General features: G+C 35.3%; 18 protein-coding genes. 14 read left to right on the top strand and 4 right to left on the bottom strand.

What is annotated here, in order from left to right; genetic code table 11:
* Window positions 1-10 precede the first annotated feature (10 nt).
* Window positions 11-430 (bottom strand): hypothetical protein, encoded by a 420-nt coding sequence (locus tag BMX24_RS12635; RefSeq protein ID WP_089793265.1) that lies wholly within the window; start codon window positions 428-430, stop codon window positions 11-13.
* 180 nt (window positions 431-610) lie between these two features.
* On the opposite strand from BMX24_RS12635, the gene BMX24_RS12630 reads away from it, so the two are divergent.
* The 9 genes from BMX24_RS12630 to BMX24_RS12590 all read left to right on the top strand — a co-directional run bounded on the left by BMX24_RS12630 (window position 611) and on the right by BMX24_RS12590 (window position 8,540).
* Window positions 611-1,243 carry a response regulator gene (locus tag BMX24_RS12630; protein WP_089793263.1) on the top strand — a complete coding sequence of 211 codons (633 nt, stop codon included), beginning with the start codon at window positions 611-613 and terminating at the stop codon, window positions 1,241-1,243.
* A 5-nt stretch (window positions 1,244-1,248) separates the two neighbouring features.
* Complete coding sequence (locus tag BMX24_RS12625) at window positions 1,249-2,028, top strand: hypothetical protein (RefSeq protein WP_089793261.1); 780 nt, start codon at window positions 1,249-1,251, stop codon at window positions 2,026-2,028.
* Window positions 2,028-2,675: a hypothetical protein gene (locus BMX24_RS12620; protein WP_089793259.1), complete on the top strand. Its 648-nt coding sequence runs from the start codon at window positions 2,028-2,030 to the stop codon at window positions 2,673-2,675. Before BMX24_RS12625 ends, BMX24_RS12620 begins: the two co-directional genes overlap by 1 nt.
* Window positions 2,665-3,456: a sensor histidine kinase gene (locus BMX24_RS12615; RefSeq protein WP_228404840.1), complete on the top strand. Its 792-nt coding sequence runs from the start codon at window positions 2,665-2,667 to the stop codon at window positions 3,454-3,456. The genes BMX24_RS12620 and BMX24_RS12615 overlap by 11 nt, the downstream gene beginning before the upstream one ends.
* 137 nt (window positions 3,457-3,593) lie before the next feature.
* Window positions 3,594-3,923 carry a hypothetical protein gene (locus tag BMX24_RS12610; RefSeq protein WP_089793257.1) on the top strand — a complete coding sequence of 110 codons (330 nt, stop codon included), beginning with the start codon at window positions 3,594-3,596 and terminating at the stop codon, window positions 3,921-3,923.
* 29 nt (window positions 3,924-3,952) lie between these two features.
* Entirely contained in the window at window positions 3,953-4,444 is a 492-nt protein-coding gene (locus BMX24_RS12605; RefSeq protein WP_089793254.1) for a hypothetical protein, read from the top strand.
* Window positions 4,445-4,455: 11 nt separating this feature from the next.
* A complete protein-coding gene (locus BMX24_RS12600; RefSeq protein ID WP_089793252.1) occupies window positions 4,456-5,655 on the top strand; it encodes a hypothetical protein in 1,200 nt (399 codons plus the stop codon).
* A gap of 219 nt (window positions 5,656-5,874) precedes the next feature.
* Window positions 5,875-7,167, top strand: a complete 1,293-nt coding sequence (gene eno, locus BMX24_RS12595) for a phosphopyruvate hydratase (protein WP_089793250.1) — start codon at window positions 5,875-5,877, stop codon at window positions 7,165-7,167.
* Window positions 7,168-7,253: 86 nt separating this feature from the next.
* A complete protein-coding gene (locus tag BMX24_RS12590) occupies window positions 7,254-8,540 on the top strand; it encodes a citrate synthase (protein WP_089793248.1) in 1,287 nt (428 codons plus the stop codon).
* An 85-nt stretch (window positions 8,541-8,625) separates the two neighbouring features.
* On the opposite strand, the gene BMX24_RS12585 is transcribed toward BMX24_RS12590, so the two are convergent.
* Both BMX24_RS12585 and BMX24_RS12580 read right to left on the bottom strand, forming a co-directional pair.
* Window positions 8,626-8,949 carry a nuclear transport factor 2 family protein gene (locus BMX24_RS12585; protein ID WP_089793246.1) on the bottom strand — a complete coding sequence of 108 codons (324 nt, stop codon included), beginning with the start codon at window positions 8,947-8,949 and terminating at the stop codon, window positions 8,626-8,628.
* Window positions 8,950-8,971: 22 nt separating this feature from the next.
* Window positions 8,972-9,766, bottom strand: coding sequence for an SDR family oxidoreductase (locus BMX24_RS12580; RefSeq protein WP_089793244.1), 795 nt, complete (start codon window positions 9,764-9,766; stop codon window positions 8,972-8,974).
* A gap of 121 nt (window positions 9,767-9,887) precedes the next feature.
* Between BMX24_RS12580 and BMX24_RS12575 the strand changes: the two genes are divergently transcribed.
* The 3 genes from BMX24_RS12575 (at window position 9,888) to BMX24_RS12565 (ending at window position 13,648) form a co-directional block, all read left to right on the top strand.
* Window positions 9,888-10,247 carry a winged helix-turn-helix transcriptional regulator gene (locus BMX24_RS12575; RefSeq protein WP_089793242.1) on the top strand — a complete coding sequence of 120 codons (360 nt, stop codon included), beginning with the start codon at window positions 9,888-9,890 and terminating at the stop codon, window positions 10,245-10,247.
* 73 nt (window positions 10,248-10,320) lie between these two features.
* On the top strand, window positions 10,321-11,382 hold the full coding sequence (locus BMX24_RS12570) for a helix-turn-helix domain-containing protein (RefSeq protein ID WP_089793240.1): 1,062 nt from the start codon (window positions 10,321-10,323) through the stop codon (window positions 11,380-11,382).
* Between the two features lie 79 nt (window positions 11,383-11,461).
* On the top strand, window positions 11,462-13,648 hold the full coding sequence (locus tag BMX24_RS12565; protein ID WP_089793238.1) for a TonB-dependent receptor domain-containing protein: 2,187 nt from the start codon (window positions 11,462-11,464) through the stop codon (window positions 13,646-13,648).
* 42 nt (window positions 13,649-13,690) lie between these two features.
* On the opposite strand, the gene BMX24_RS21210 is transcribed toward BMX24_RS12565, so the two are convergent.
* The gene (locus tag BMX24_RS21210; protein WP_170835708.1) at window positions 13,691-13,855 is read right to left on the bottom strand and encodes a hypothetical protein; all 165 of its coding nucleotides are present in this window, start codon (window positions 13,853-13,855) and stop codon (window positions 13,691-13,693) included.
* A gap of 308 nt (window positions 13,856-14,163) precedes the next feature.
* On the opposite strand from BMX24_RS21210, the gene BMX24_RS12560 reads away from it, so the two are divergent.
* Together BMX24_RS12560 and ctlX are read left to right on the top strand one after the other, a co-directional pair.
* Window positions 14,164-15,078 carry a dimethylarginine dimethylaminohydrolase family protein gene (locus BMX24_RS12560; RefSeq protein WP_089793236.1) on the top strand — a complete coding sequence of 305 codons (915 nt, stop codon included), beginning with the start codon at window positions 14,164-14,166 and terminating at the stop codon, window positions 15,076-15,078.
* 57 nt (window positions 15,079-15,135) lie between these two features.
* Window positions 15,136-16,059 carry a citrulline utilization hydrolase CtlX gene (gene ctlX, locus BMX24_RS12555; RefSeq protein ID WP_089793234.1) on the top strand — a complete coding sequence of 308 codons (924 nt, stop codon included), beginning with the start codon at window positions 15,136-15,138 and terminating at the stop codon, window positions 16,057-16,059.
* The last annotated feature ends 2 nt before the right edge of the window (window positions 16,060-16,061 follow it).

Genomic DNA, 16,061 nt, shown 5'->3' with positions numbered 1-16,061 from the left:
TATATTTAAATTAGATTTTCGTTTTTACCAGTTGAATAATGTTATTTCCTTGATCCAAAATCAGGCTGTCACCTTTTACAGTCGCTTTCATATCCATTTTTTCGTATGTAGTTTCGTCTCCTTTAGATTCTATTTTATTTAGGATAAAAGTTTTATTGTTACTTCTGACACTCATTGTTTTTTCTTCATAGTTGAAAACTACTTTTACAAGGCTCCCATCGGTAGCTTTATAAACGTAATCTGTTTTCAAATATTTTTTTCCATTCACATCAGTTTCATAATGAATGGTGGAATCTACCTTTCCGTTATCTGCTAATATAGCTCCTGAGCTGTCTGATTTTAGCACATTTTTATTTCCACTTTCAGTTTTTTTACAGCTTATCACTGATAAAGCAATTGCTGAAAACCCGATTAAAAACCCTTTTTTCATGATATTTATTTTTTTGTTATATTGATTATTTAATATGATAAATAGTAAAAAATTTTGATTAAATTTAGTAAAAACAAAAACTAAACCAATAAACGGAAACTCGAACTTTAAAATTACACAAACGTGTAATTGATTCTCCTCTATTTTCTGTTGAAATTTGTCTTAAACAAAAATAAAAGCATGAGCATTTCCATAGCCATAGTAGAAGACGAAAAAAACTACAACAATGCGTTGAAGAAAATCATCAATTATCAGGATGATATGAAAGTTGTTGCCCAGTTTTTTGATGGGAATGAGGCGCTGAAAAACCTCTCTGACATTTCCCCGGACGTTGTTATGATGGACATTCAGCTGCAAGATATGCTCGGAATCGAAATCATCGAAAAACTCAAAAAGGAAATGCCGAAGACCCAGTTTATCATGTGTACAAGCTTTGAAGAGGACGAGAAAATTTTCAATTCTTTGAAAGCGGGAGCTACCGGCTATCTCATCAAAGGGGAAAGCATGGATAAGATTCTTTCTTCGATCCGCGATGTTTACAATGGCGGTGCACCGATGAGTTTTTCCATTGCCCGGAAAGTTCTACAGCATTTTGAAAGAAAACTTCCAGAAGTACAAGGCTTCGATGAACTCACCGACCGCGAAAAGGAAATTCTGGAGCTTCTGTCTCAGGGCCTTCTTTACAAGGAAATCGCCGATAAAAAATTCATCAGCATCGATACCGTAAAAAAACACGTCGGAAATATCTACAGAAAACTTCACGTTAACAATAAAGTGGAGGCTATTAATAAATTTAACCATTTTAAAAACTAAAAACCATGAAGAATCCAGAAGAATTTGATTGTCATCAAGTTAAACTTGATTTAATACAAAGTATTATTGAAATGCCTTGTATTGAAATAGAAAAATATTCATTGGTCGACTTCTTTTTTAATTATAGACTTTCTGAGCAGCAAGTTGTTTGTATGAGAAATAAAGCCTCAAAAGTAATTTTTGGAAAAGATAGTGACGTAGAATTGAAAGATTTTGTGATAGATACGACTTCTTTTAAAAATATTAATTTGGAATTTGACTTCGTTCATTTTTGTTTTATAGATACAGTGTCTTTACAGACTGAATTAGAGATACCAATAAATAATCTTCAACATACACTATATTACATAATTATCAACTGTAATAAAAACGACCTTATTGATTTTGACTTTAATAGTGTAGCATATAACGCCTATATAGTTAATGATTCTAATGTATTACAAAAAATCACTTTAACTAATGATGATTATGCTAACATCAGAAATAGGTTTTTAACTAGAGTAGGGAGTACAATTAGACAGAATACAACATTTAATGCTATAACTGAGTACATAACTTTCTCGGCAAAGAAAGTCAAGGACTTCAGAAATGAATTACCTTCTAATTCAACTTTTAATGTAAGACTAATTTGTATTGATAAAAATTGTAATATAAACTCCCCATCTCAAGAGGTCACAGACTATTTAAGCCAATCTAGAAATCAAAATAGGCTATCACTTGCTTTCCAAAAGATCAATACTGTGGGGCCTGGTGATTATTATGATATAGGTAATATGCAGCCATAATGTATTCAATTTTTCAATTAATATATTTACTTGTTTTATTTCTTGTTGCTTCCTTCTCATTATATCTTTGTATAAAAAAAGGAGGGAAGCAGCAGGAATTTTTGTGGCTGTATCTGGGGATAAGCTTTGTACTGGAGTTTGTAATGTTTATCTTCCAGATCGTTTTTGGAAGCAGTTCCGGATTTGGTTTTTTGTACAATATTTATTTCCTGTTTTGTCCGTTGTTTTTTATGATGTACTTTAATCGTGAACAGAATAAATTTATAGTAAAACTTAATACCATTGTTTTTGCGGTTTTTATGCTTATTTTTTTATTTTTCATATTTAAAGAATATCAGGAAGTTAATCAGATCATCGGAATTTCGTTTTCACTGGTGTTTATTCTTTACAGTCTGATTTGGTTTTACGGAAAACTCAGCCACCCGAATGAAAAAAGCATTATGGATGATCCGAAATTCTGGGTTTCCTGCGGATTTTTATTTTGGGGTGTTTTTTTTATTTTAAGAATTATTCCGAGATATTTATTTAATGAAGTAGATCATGGAACTTTAATTATTTCGCAATCTTTCTTTTTTGTGATTAATATATTTTTTTACATTTCGTTTTTTGTTTCATTATTAAAATACAGCAAAAACCATGATGAATAATGAAAATCTTAATGAAATAAAACTGACTTACATTATCATCACGATTGTAATGTTATTTTTCGTTGTCTTCATCATTTTTGTTGTTTTGATGTACAACAGAAGGCAGCTACTCTACATAAAAGAAAAACAGCTCAAAGAATCCGAACACCAAAACCAGCTTCTCCAAAAAGAACTCGAAAAACAAAAATTGATAGAACAGGAACGCGAAAGAATTTCCCACGATATGCACGACGATCTTGGAGCGGGAATTTCCGCCTTAAAACTTCAGGCAGAATTTTTAAAACAAAAAGCCAACGATGGAGAATTAAAAAACGACATTGAAGAACTCCTCAAAACTTCAGAAGAAATGAATCTTTCGATGCGGGAAATGCTTTGGAACCTGAATTCCGGGAATGATACCTTGGGAAGTTTTATTGACTACTCAAAAATTTATGCTCACAATTTTCTTAAAAAAACAAAAATCTGGCTCATTATTGAAAATGAAAATGCCATTCCTGAAACTACAATTTCAGCAGAGCAAAGACGAAATTTATTTCTATGTCTAAAAGAGGCTCTGAATAATGCCTACAAACATAGTAAAGCCGATCAACTAAAACTTTCGTTTATACAAAACGATAAAGAATTCAAAATGGAAATCTCCGACAACGGAATCGGAATCGATCACGAAAACCCCGAAGGAAACGGACTCAGAAATATGAAACGCAGAATGCTGGAACAAAACGGGCAGTGCGAAGTGACCACAGAAAACGGAACACATTTGTTTTTCAGGATAGATTTATAATTAATTTTTTAAACTTAAATATAAAACAGCACCATTTTTATGGTGCTGTTTTTTGTTGTCAGAATCACCCGTTTGTGTAATTGACAAGAAGCTTTTTTAAATGGAACTTTGAGGTATAAAACTAAAAACTAATAACCATGAAAACTACAATTGATAACACATTTGAAGATTTTAAGACAGCTTTAAACAATAATCCCAATTTGCAGCAGGAATTTCGTGAAAATCCTGTGAAAGCTGCAGAAAATATCACCACAAATCCAAAAGATACAGATTCCTGGATCTATAGAATAATTGTCTTATCATTTGGCTTGATCATCCTTACAATTGTCATAACACTTACAGTGATGTCTATGAATGAAGGTGGAAATCAAATAAATGCACAGGTACTTACGATCTTTACGGCAATATCCTCAGGGTCAATCGGAGCATTGGCGGGACTTTTGGCGCCTTCACCAAGCAAACAATAATCAATTGAATAACCTTAAAGAATAAAGTCATGAGCACAAAAAAGAATCAATCAGCAAGGATTTTAAATGCACAAACACAATTACTGAATTTTAAAATTCAACAATTGAGCATGATGAATTATCTTACTGATGCAGTGAATAATAATAACCATTATGTTGCAATAAAAGATATTTTTTTATCTGATTTTAATGAGAATGATAATATCCTGGTTTCGATTTTCTTTGGCGGAGAAGACCAGAAAGGATCATCAACACTTAAAATTTTAAAAACTGCTGAGCAGCCGAAGTTTATTTCTCAGTCAACAGAAAATATCAGCATTGGTCAATGCAAGAATTTGGCGGGTCAGATATTAGATATTGAGTCAAATATTACTGATACAAACGGAAATCCGGATCAAAATGATACAATCCTGACTGTGAAAATTAAAATTGGATCGAAGCAGGTGTACAAAGATCAACATACGATCAATGTCGGTGAAGCTGGAACTTCCAGTTTTACGCATTACATCACATTTTATTAAAAACTATAATCATGAAAACGATTCGATATATTGTTTGGGTATTTTTTATTTCATTTCCGCAATTTTATTTTTGTCAGGATGATGAGATCAATTTAGATTTATTGAGAGCGCAGTCTTCTCCGGCGGCCAACTTACTGGGAATAGCCAATTCAGAAATTGAGAAACCCACCGACGTGAATGCTTTAATGGTATCATTAAGGGAAAGTTCAGATAATTTCTCCACGCTTCCCTCTTCTTTTGCGATAGATGTTGCGCCCTTTAAACTAGGGGGAAACTATCAGGATTTAAGAAAGAAAACACCAAGTTTTTCAGAAGGATTTAAACAAAGTTTTGTTACGTCATTTGCTTTCAAGAAGATTGAGGAAGATTTGGAGGAAAGTATTGAAGCAAGATCAAGATTAGGATTAGGAGTCAAATTTTCTTTAAAAAGGGGAAATTTAAATAATAAAACAATAGCTGCTTTAGATAAGATTGAATTTTATCAAAAGAAAATGCAAGAAATTGCAATCACAGATCATGAAGGGAAAATCTCTGCTTTGTTTGAAGAAAGGAAAAAGTTTGTATTGGAAAGAAATGAAATAAAGGATGAAAACTCTAAAAAGTATAAGGAATTAAGCGAAAAAATAAAAACGATTGATAAACAAATATCCGATGAAACAATTGCAGCCTCTAAAAATGAAAGACAAATTTATCAGGAAAAGATAAAAGAAGAAGCCGGAAAGATAAAACTGGATCGTTATGGTTTTTACTTAGATCTTTCTATGGGAACGGTTGTAGATTTCAGAAATAATAAGTTTGATAATTCTCAGATCTCAAAAACCGGAGCTTGGCTTACAGGCGGCTGGAACTGGGAAAAATCATCTTCTTCGCTTATTTTTATCACGCGCTATCTCTACAATCCGGATTCTCCTTTGGCAAATCCGGAACTGAAAAAAGAAAATCTTCATACATTGGATATGGGTTCAAGATATGCTCTTAATTTTTTTAATAAAAAATTTCTGATGAGCGGTGAATGTATTTACAGAAGTATCCTCAACAAGTCCGATTACGAATCCTCATGGAAGTTCCTGCTGAATTTTGAATATGAAGTAGCCAAAAATCAAAGGCTTACATTTTCTTTCGGAAGAGATTTTGAAGGAGAGTATAAAAAAGACGGAAATGTAATTGTCGCTTTAAATCTTCTGATCGGGTTAGGCAAAGTGAAATTATAATTCTCATTACAAGTAAAAAAACACAAGGCATTATAAATAAGTTTTTAAAACCTTTTTCGATTCAATTTCGAAGAAGGTTTTTTATGGTTTGAAACCTTGAATTATCATAATATTAAAATTAACTAAAATTTAACTCAGAATAAACGTATAAATTGGTTCCGCGGTGCTTTCAAAAGTTAAAAATTGATTAAATTTGTGGGAACTATAAAAAAATAAAAAATGAGTTACATTTCTTACATTGAGGCGAGACAAATTTTAGATTCTAGAGGAAATCCTACAGTTGAAGTAGATGTATTCACGGAGAGTGGTGCGATGGGACGTGCTGCGGTACCTTCTGGAGCTTCTACTGGAGAACATGAGGCGGTGGAACTGCGTGATGGCGGTTCAGAATATATGGGGAAAGGTGTTCTTAAGGCTGTTGAGAATGTAAGAGAGGTGATTGCGCCTGAATTGGTGGGTCTTCCTGTTTATGATCAGAATTTGATCGATCAGATCATGATTGACCTAGACGGAACTAAAAATAAAGGAAATATCGGAGCAAATGCAATTCTTGGGGTTTCTTTGGCTGCTGCCAAGGCTGCTGCTGCAGAATTGAAAATGCCTTTATACAAATATGTTGGCGGGGTTAATGCAAACACACTTCCTGTTCCGATGATGAACGTGATCAACGGAGGTTCTCACTCTGACGCACCTATCGCGTTTCAGGAATTCATGATCATGCCGGTAAAAGCAGATTCTTTCTCTCACGCTTTGAGAAAAGGAACTGAAATTTTCCATAACTTAAAATCTATTCTTCATTCAAGAGGTCTTTCTACAGCTGTAGGTGACGAAGGTGGTTTTGCACCGACTTTCAAAGGAACTGAAGATGCTTTGGATACTTTGCTTCAGGCGATTGAAAAAGCAGGTTACAAGCCGGGTGACGACATTATGTTGGCGCTAGACTGTGCCGCTTCAGAATTCTACAAAGACGGAGTTTATGATTACAGAAAATTCCAGACTCCGGATGCAGCGCAGTTTTCAAGTAGCGAGCAGGTTTCTTACCTTGCGGAATTGGCGGCGAAATATCCGATCATCTCTATCGAAGACGGTATGCAGGAAAACGACTGGGAAGGATGGAAAATGTTAACGGATAAAATCGGTGACAGAGTACAGTTGGTAGGTGATGATTTATTCGTAACGAATGTTGAAAGATTATCAAGAGGGGTGAAAGAAGGCATTGCCAACTCAATCCTTGTAAAAGTAAACCAGATCGGTTCTCTTTCTGAAACAATGGCTGCCGTACAAATGGCTCAGCACAACAAATTCACTTCTGTAATGTCTCACAGATCAGGAGAAACTGAAGATTCTACAATTGCTGATTTGGCAGTGGCAATGAACTGCGGACAGATCAAAACAGGATCTGCTTCAAGATCAGACAGAATGGCAAAATACAACCAGCTTTTAAGAATCGAAGAAGCGCTTGGCGAAACTGCAATTTTCCCAGGATTAGAAGCATTTAAGGTAAAAAGATAATTGAATTTATAAATAACGGCAAGCGAAATTTTTAGTTTGCCGTATTTTGTAATAAGTAGTATATTTAAAAAAAAATAAATTAAATAATGTCAGACAACAAAGTAATATTGAATTACGACGGTAATTCATATGAATATCCAATCGTGGATAGTACTATCGGAGACAGAGGGATCGATATTTCAAAATTAAGAGACCAGACAGGTTTAATCACTTTAGATTTAGGTTACAAAAATACCGGAGCTACACTTAGCGACATCACTTACTTAGACGGGGATAAAGGAGAACTATTCTACAGAGGATATCCTATCGAGCAGATTGCTGAAAAGTCTAACTTTACTGAAGTAATGTACCTTTTATTACAAGGTGAATTACCGACTAAGGATCAGTACACTTCTTTTGAGAATAACATTAAAAAATATAATTTCGTAGCAGAGGAAATGAAAAAGCTAATCGACGCTTTCCCTCGTTCTGCTCACCCTATGGGAGTTTTATCTTCTTTAACTTCTGCTTTAACGGCCTTTAATCCTAAAGCTGTTAATGTAAATTCTAAAGAAGAAATGGATCTTGCGGCTGAATTGATGATCGCAAAATTCTCTCACCTTTGCGCGTGGACTTACAGAAAAACGCAAGGCTTGCCACTGAACCACGGAGACAACAATCTGAACTACGTAGAAAACTTCTACAAAATGACTTTCAGAATGCCTAATCAGGATTTTGAAGTGAATCCTGTGGTTGTTGAAGCTTTAGATAAATTATTAATCCTTCACGCTGACCACGAGCAAAACTGTTCTACTTCTACAGTAAGAATGGTAGGGTCTGCTCACACTGGTCTTTTCGCTTCTATCTCTGCAGGGGTTTCTGCACTTTGGGGGCCACTTCACGGTGGTGCAAACCAGGCAGTAATCGAAATGCTTGAGCTGATCGAAAAAGATGGTGGAGATGTTAACAAGTGGGTAGCAAAAGCTAAAGACAAAAATGACAGCTTCCGTCTAATGGGATTCGGACACAGAGTATACAAAAACTTCGACCCAAGAGCTAAAATCATTAAAAAAGCTGCTGACGATATTCTTAACGCACTAGGAATTCAGGATAAAGCTCTTGACATCGCAATGCAGTTGGAAAAAGTAGCGCTTGAAGACGAGTACTTCGTAGAAAGAAAACTATATCCAAACGTAGATTTCTATTCAGGTATTATCTACAGAGCATTAGGAATTCCTACAGAAATGTTCACGGTAATGTTTGCATTAGGAAGACTTCCGGGATGGATTTCTCAGTGGAAAGAAATGAGATTGAAAGGAGACCCTATCGGAAGACCAAGACAGGTATATCAAGGTGCTAAGCAAAGAGATTATATCGATATGGTAAACAGATAAGATCTGCTTATATATAAGTAAAATCCCAAAGTCAACTTTGGGATTTTTTTATTGCTGTTAGATAATTATTAAAACAAATCTTAATTTATCCGGAGATTTTCAAAGAAGAAATCTTATCATTTTCAATCTGAAATGTATAAGTAAGTACAATCGGGCTTCCGGCGAAATTGCCTGAAACATTAGCTTTTAAAATGCTGTTTTTATCTTCCTGAGAAAATTCCAAAGGTTCCATCTGGAATTGATATTCCTCGGTTGATTTTTCATTCCATTGTCTTATTTTATCCTTTCCTTTATGGGTTTTTCCTTCATCGAAAACGACGGCGTCATCCGTGAAACATTCAGAATACAAAAGGCTGTCAGATTTTTTCTGGGCTTCTAGTAAATTTTTTAATACGATTGGTAAATTCATTTTATGATGTATTTAAGGTTAGTTATATGGTAGGAATGGTTCCCCCGTCTACGACATATTCAGTTCCGGTAAGATAGCTGGCTCTCGGAGATACAAGGAATCCTACAAATTCTGCAATATCTTCAGGTTTGGCAGGTCTTCCGATCGGGATTCCACCCAAAGCATCCATCACGCTTTGAGTCGCTTCTTCTATGGTTGAATTTGAACTCTCAGCAATTCTTTCCATCATTCTTGTCGAAGAATCGGTCATGATCCAGCCTGGTGAAACCGTAAGGATGCGAACGCCTTTTGACGAAACTTCCTGAGATAGACCTTTGCTGTAATTTATTAAACCTGCTTTTGCAGCGGCATAAGGTAAAGTGGAATCATAAAGCGGCAACCTTCCCTGGATGGAAGCAATATGGATAATCACTCCCGACTGTTGATCGATCATTTGTGGTAAAAACCCTCTGTCTAAGCGAACCGGAGCCAGCAAATTGGTTTGAATGGTTGTTTCCCAATCTTCATCGCTTAACACAGAAAATCCGCCGCCTTTTGTTTCAGAACCTCCAAGGGTGTTAATTAAAATATCAAGCTTCCCGAATTTTGATAACACTTCATCCACAACTTTTTGCGTACCTTCAGGCTTACTGAGATCAGAAGAGATAAAATGGAATTTTTCATCGCTCGTTTCCGGTGTATTTCTGGCGGTGATAATCACTGTTGCTCCTGCATTTGACAGTCTTTCAGCGATGGCTTTTCCCGTACCTTTTGTTCCTCCGGTTACCAGAGCCGTTTTTCCTGCTAATTCATTGTTAAAATTAAATGGTACATTCATCTTATTTTTTTGTACAAATTTCAGCCGTATTATTATTTTGTGCAATTACGGAAATACGATTCATATAGGGATAAATTTTTCCCCTATTGCTGTTTTTGGAACATTGGCTTAATTTTGTCTTATGTATGAAAGAAAAATTCCTCCGAATCTGAACTGCGGGCTCGATCTCATCGGTGAAGTTCTCTATGGCAAATGGAAAATCCGTTTGTTATGGTTTATCAATGAAGGTTTTTTGCGCCCAAGCGAGCTGCAGAGAAAAATTCCTGATGCCTCGCGAAGAGTTTTGAATATACAGCTGAAAGAGCTGGAAGACCATGAGCTGGTCACAAAGAAAATTTACCCTGTCGTTCCTCCGAAAGTGGAATACAGCCTCACGGAATTCGGTAAAACTTTAATTCCTGTCATTTCGGCTTTGGGACAGTGGGGAGATGAGCATGAGGAAAGACTTAAAAATGTAATTCTCAGCCGTCTGGAAAAATAAATTTGTATAATTATCTGAAATTGAATGTAAGAATTTTAGTAAATTTACTCCGATCACAAAAAATTAATATCCAATGACTTTTGGACAGCAAATGTTATTCTTTTTCAGCGCAATTGGAGCTTTCAATGGGTTTCTGCTGGGGATTTATTTGCTTTTTGTGAAAAAACTGAAATACATTCCGCATTTCTTTTTAGGATTAATTTTATTGACATTAAGCATCAGGGTCGGGATCTCGGTTTGTATTTATTTCTACCCGGAATGGCCGAGAATTGTTCCATATTTTGGACTGGCGGCTTTGTTTTTCACAGGTCCGGCTTTGTTTTATTATGTAAAATCATCGTTTCTTCAAGATCAGTTTATTTTTAAAAATTGCAGGAAATCTTTTGGAATTTTGACGGTTATTTTAGGTGTTGTCGGGCTTTTGTATTTATTCTTCCCGATTACTTGGGATAAATATTTTGCTACGTTTGTCTATACGGTCTGGTCTGTTTTCGTTTTTCTTTCAGTATATCAGTATTATGTTTATTTTAAACAAAAATCAAAGAATCCGAATAAATTTATTCTTCCAGTTTTATTGAGCAATGTGGTAATTTTTCTTGTTTACCAGTTGATTTCTACCGGCTGGATTCAGGTGTATTGTGCGGGAGGAAGTCTGGTGTTTTCATTTGTTTTGTATGCTAATTTTTTGATTTTGTTTAATAAAAAATATCAGCCGGCGATATCAAAAGAAGCGAATAAATACTCCAACAAAAAGATCTCCGGCGAACTGGCTGATAATTTTGTTTCCAAGCTGGAAAGACTTATGCATCACGAAGAATTGTACAAAAACCCGAATTTGAAGCTGAATGATCTTGCCGCAAAAATGAATATGTCGTCGCATCAGCTTTCGCAGTTATTGAATGATAATTTAGGGAAAAGTTTTGCTACCTATATTAATGAATACCGAATAAATGAAGCCTGTGAAATGATCGAAAATGATTCTTATCTGAAAATTGAGGAAATAGGATATGAGGTGGGTTTCAATTCCAAGTCTACCTTTTTTTCGACTTTTAAGAAGATTAAAAATACAACGCCACTTTTATATAAACAATCACAAATGCCTTCTGAGCAAAGGTTTCAGAGTTCAAATTTATAATTCTGTACTTCGGAATTTATACTTCAAAACCTGATCTTTACTTCCGTACGATACTTTTGGTTCATAAAATTTAAAATGTATGAACACCAGAGTATGGATTTTTCTTTTGTTATTATTTTTATCAATTTTTGCCAAATCACAAGAAATTGTAAATCGTAAAAAATCCGATTCTTTAGACAAAAAAGAACGTGTCAAAAATGATTCAACCCGACATATTTCGGAAGTCATCATCCAATCGTCCCGAAGAAACCTGAAGCTGAATGACGGAAATATTGTGATGAGTGTTTCCGGAAATAGGGATTTCAAAACATCAACAAACATACTGGACGTTCTCAGAAAAACCCCGAATGTGACAGTTGATTCCGAAGACGGAATTTTTATCGGTGGAAGAATTTCTCCCGCCATTTTCATCGATGGAAAACCTGTTGTCATGAGCAGTCAGGAACTGCAGTTTTATCTTCGTTCACTCTCGCCTGAAATGGTTGAATCCATTGAAGTGAATACCAATCCTTCTTCGAAATATGATGCAGAATTTAAAGGAATTATTGGTATCAGGTTAAAAAAGAACACCAATCTCGGCTGGAAAGGGAATTATAATGGAAATGTTTCTGTAAACAGATTCAACTATCGGGAAAACTCATTGAACTTGTCGTACAACACGCAAAAAATTGCTTACAACTTGCAGTTGGGCTACAACAGCGGGATTTCAACGTATCGATATAATGCTTTGCAAAGGCTGGCAAATACAAATGTTATGCGAACTTCCACTTTTCAGAATGATGATAACAAAGTGAAAAATTTTCAGTTCGGAGTTGATGTTAGACTTAATGATAAAAACAGATTAGGTTTAAATTTGAGAGGAAATTTTAGGGAAATCGATAGAAATCGGGGCGGATCTTTGTACACCACAAATAAGGACGAAACAGAATTGGTTTTTAACACAGAGAGTGAAAATCCTACGTTATACAATCAAAATAATTACGGAATTACAACCGATTATTCTTTTCAGAATAAAAATTTTAAGCTTAATTTTTTAGGAAATTATCTTTCCGTAGAGAATAAGCAAAACGATGATTTTATCAATAGAGATAAGCCAACTTCACAGCTTTTATCCTATTGGAAATCCGATTTGTTGAATAAAATTACGATCTACACCTCTCAGATTGATGTTTCACAAAAAATCAAAAATGCAACCTTTGAAGCCGGAATAAAATACAGCAATTCTCATACGAACAACAATATCCGATATGATACTTTGGCTGTAAATAATCAGTTTGTTTTTGATCCGACCCGAAGCAATCAATTTTCATATAAAGAAAAAATATTGGCGGGATATTTAGCTTATAATCAGAAATTTAATAAGCTTCAAATCAATGCAGGATTACGATTTGAAAACACAAAAAGTACTTCCAACGCCATCACGATTGATTCTGTGGTTTCGAGAAATTACCTGGAATGGCTGCCTTCTTTCAGCGCAAATTATGGTTTTAATAAAGATAATGAACTCTCCGTTTCTTACAGCCGAAAAATCACACGACCTGTCTTTTCACAGCTCAATCCGTTCAGGTTTTATTTCAGCCCGTTGAATTACTGGATCGGGAATCCTTATCTGCAGCCGTCTTTCACAAGCCAGATCAAAGCGACTTACCGATACAAAAATTGGGTGACAAGTTTTACGGTCGGAAAAGAAAAGGATGTCATGACACGTTATCCGCTTTACAACCCGCAAACGAATGTTTTGGAATATCTGGGAACAAATTTACCCTACCGGAATTTTGCCGTTCTGGAAACCAATTTCCCTGTGAAAATAGCAAAGTGGTGGAACATAAACACCCAACTTTCAGGATTTTACAATCATGAGTTCAGGCCTTATTTGGATGAGGTTTTTGCGTTAAGAATTTATAATTATGAAATAAGGCTCAATCAGGTTTTTACACTCCCCAAAGGCTACACGGTCAATCTTTTTACCAATTATGAGTCGAAAACAGGGAACAGTTTGTACATCATAAAACCTCGGTATACAGTTGATTTTTCGCTTCAAAAAGCTTGGTTTAAGAATAAATTGAATACAAAGTTAAGTTTCAATAATATTTTCGACTCCTACGACCAGCAGCTGGAATTCAGGCATAAACAGATTATGGATAATCGGCTTAGACATTGGTGGGACAGTCGGCGTCTGATTTTTAGTGTAAGTTATCAGTTCGGAAGTTCAGAATATCAGAAAAATGATTTGCAGAGAACGGAAGAGGAAAACAGAACGAGATAAAGAAAACCTGCTTCGAAAAGCAGGTTTTGGGTCTGATTTTGGTTATGGGCATTGGCATCTGTCACAAGTCCAAAGGGTGCAGGCTCCGGTTTCGAAGTCCCATTCGCAGCAGCGTTTTGCTGCAGAAATACCTCCTCCCATAATTGATTTTTGCTGTTCTCTACCTAATTTTTGTGCGTTTTTCAGCACGGCTTTTTTTGTGTTCATGTTTTTGGTGTTTGATTGTTAATAGTTTAGGTTCTAATTCTATGAATTATTTCACTAATATATGAATTTTATATTAATGTTAATTAAATTTTAATGATAAATAATTAACAAACAATATGTTGTGAATAAAATTATCTGTGAATAAGCTTTATCTAAGAGAATAACCTTTTCAGTCTAACCATGAACTTGAGTAAAAACCTGCAATAAGATGATTTTACAGAATAAAATTTAATTCTAATCCTAAAAATGGTTCAAAAGTTTCCCAAATAGAGACCTTTACTTATATTTGTATCATTGCATAAATCTTTATGAAACTAAACATTAAAAACGAAACGGGAAGGCTGAGATCAGTAGTTTTAGGTCAACCCAATTCAATGGGGCCGGTTCCTACCTTAGAGGAAAGTTATGACGCGAAGTCGTATTACTCAATCGAACACAATATGTATCCTAAAGAAGCGGATATCATTAATGAGATGAACGCTTTTGAAGCAGTTTTAAAAAAATATGACGTAGAAGTTCTTCGTCCGAGCATTATTAAAGATTACAATCAGGTTTTCGCAAGAGATGTAGCCTTTGTTATTGATGATAAAATGATCATTTCCAACGTGATTGCAGACAGAGCCGATGAACAGGAGGCTTACAAAAAAGTTTTTGAAAAGGTAGCGTGGAGAAAGATCATCAATCTTCCGGAAACGGCTCATATTGAAGGAGGAGACGTAATTGTCTGGGACGATTTTTTGTTTATCGGTACTTGTTTCAGTGAAGATTACAGAAGTTATAAAACTGCCAGGACAAATGAATATGCCATCGAAATTCTTAAGGAATATTTTCCTAAAAAGAGAATCATCGATCTGGAATTAAAGAAAAATGACAAGGTTCCATACGAAGGAATTTTGCATTTGGATTGTACTTTTAACCCGATTGGTAAAGATAAATGCATTATTTACAAGGATGGTTTTGTTGATGAAAGCGATTACCGTCTGATCATTGATATTTTCGGGGAAGAAAACTGCTTCCATGTGACAGCCGAAGAAATGTTTGAAATGTTCCCGAATATTTTCTCAATATCCCCGGAAGTTGTGGTTTCCGACAAGACATTTACAAGAATGAATAATCATCTAAGAAACGAATGGGGAATGACGGTTGAAGAAATTCCGTACAGGGAGATCTCTAAAATGGGTGGTTTGTTGAGGTGTTCTACGATGCCGCTTGTGAGGGAGTGATTTGAGTCGGAGTGTTCTAGTGTGGGAGAGTTTTTTAATCTTTAAATCAAACAAAAAATGCAAACAGCAGATACAGTTTTAATGATAGAGCCGATCGCATTCGGTTACAACGCTGAAACGGCGAAAAATAATTATTTCCAGGTTGAACAGACGGGCTCAGACATTCAGTCGAAGGCACTTGCGGAATTCAATACCTTTGTTGGGAAACTAAAAAGCAAAGGAATTAATGTGATCACGATTAAAGATACATTAGATCCTCACACGCCGGATTCGATTTTTCCGAACAACTGGGTAAGTTTTCATAATGACGGGAAAGTGGTGTTATACCCGATGTTCGCATCAAACAGAAGAGTCGAAAGAAGAGAAGATATTATTGAAACGATCAAAGATCAGGGATTTGAAGTCGATGAAATTGACGACTGGTCTTTTCCTGAAACACAGGGACATTTCCTGGAAGGTACGGGAAGCATGATTTTCGATCACGATAATAAAATTGCTTACGGTTCGGTTTCTTTAAGGCTGGATGAAAAATTATTCAGGGAATTTTGTAAGAAATATGGTTTTACACCGGTGGTTTTTCATTCATTTCAAACGGTGGGTACAGAAAGACTTCCGATTTATCATACCAACGTAATGATGTGTGTTGCCGATAAATTTGTTGTAATTTGTCTGGATTGCATCGATGATGAACTGGAAAGAGAAAAAGTAATTGAAACGATTAAAAATTCAGGAAAAGAAATTATCGAGATCTCCGAAGAGCAAATGCAGCAGTTTGCAGGAAATATGCTGCAGGTTCAGAATAAGGAGGGCAAAAAATTCCTTGTTATGAGTGAAACGGCTTACAGATCTTTAACGCCCGAACAAGTTTCAAATATTGAAAAATATTGCGAAATTATCTATTCAGATTTAAATACCATTGAAGTAAACGGTGGAGGAAGTGCGCGTTGTATGCTAGCTGAGGTTTTCTTGCCGAAAAAATAATA

This window comes from Chryseobacterium wanjuense (genome assembly GCF_900111495.1).
Lineage (GTDB): Bacteria > Bacteroidota > Bacteroidia > Flavobacteriales > Weeksellaceae > Chryseobacterium > Chryseobacterium wanjuense.
The sequence above is the reverse complement of the archived record's forward strand: the minus strand, read 5'-3'. Positions and strand labels throughout refer to the sequence as shown.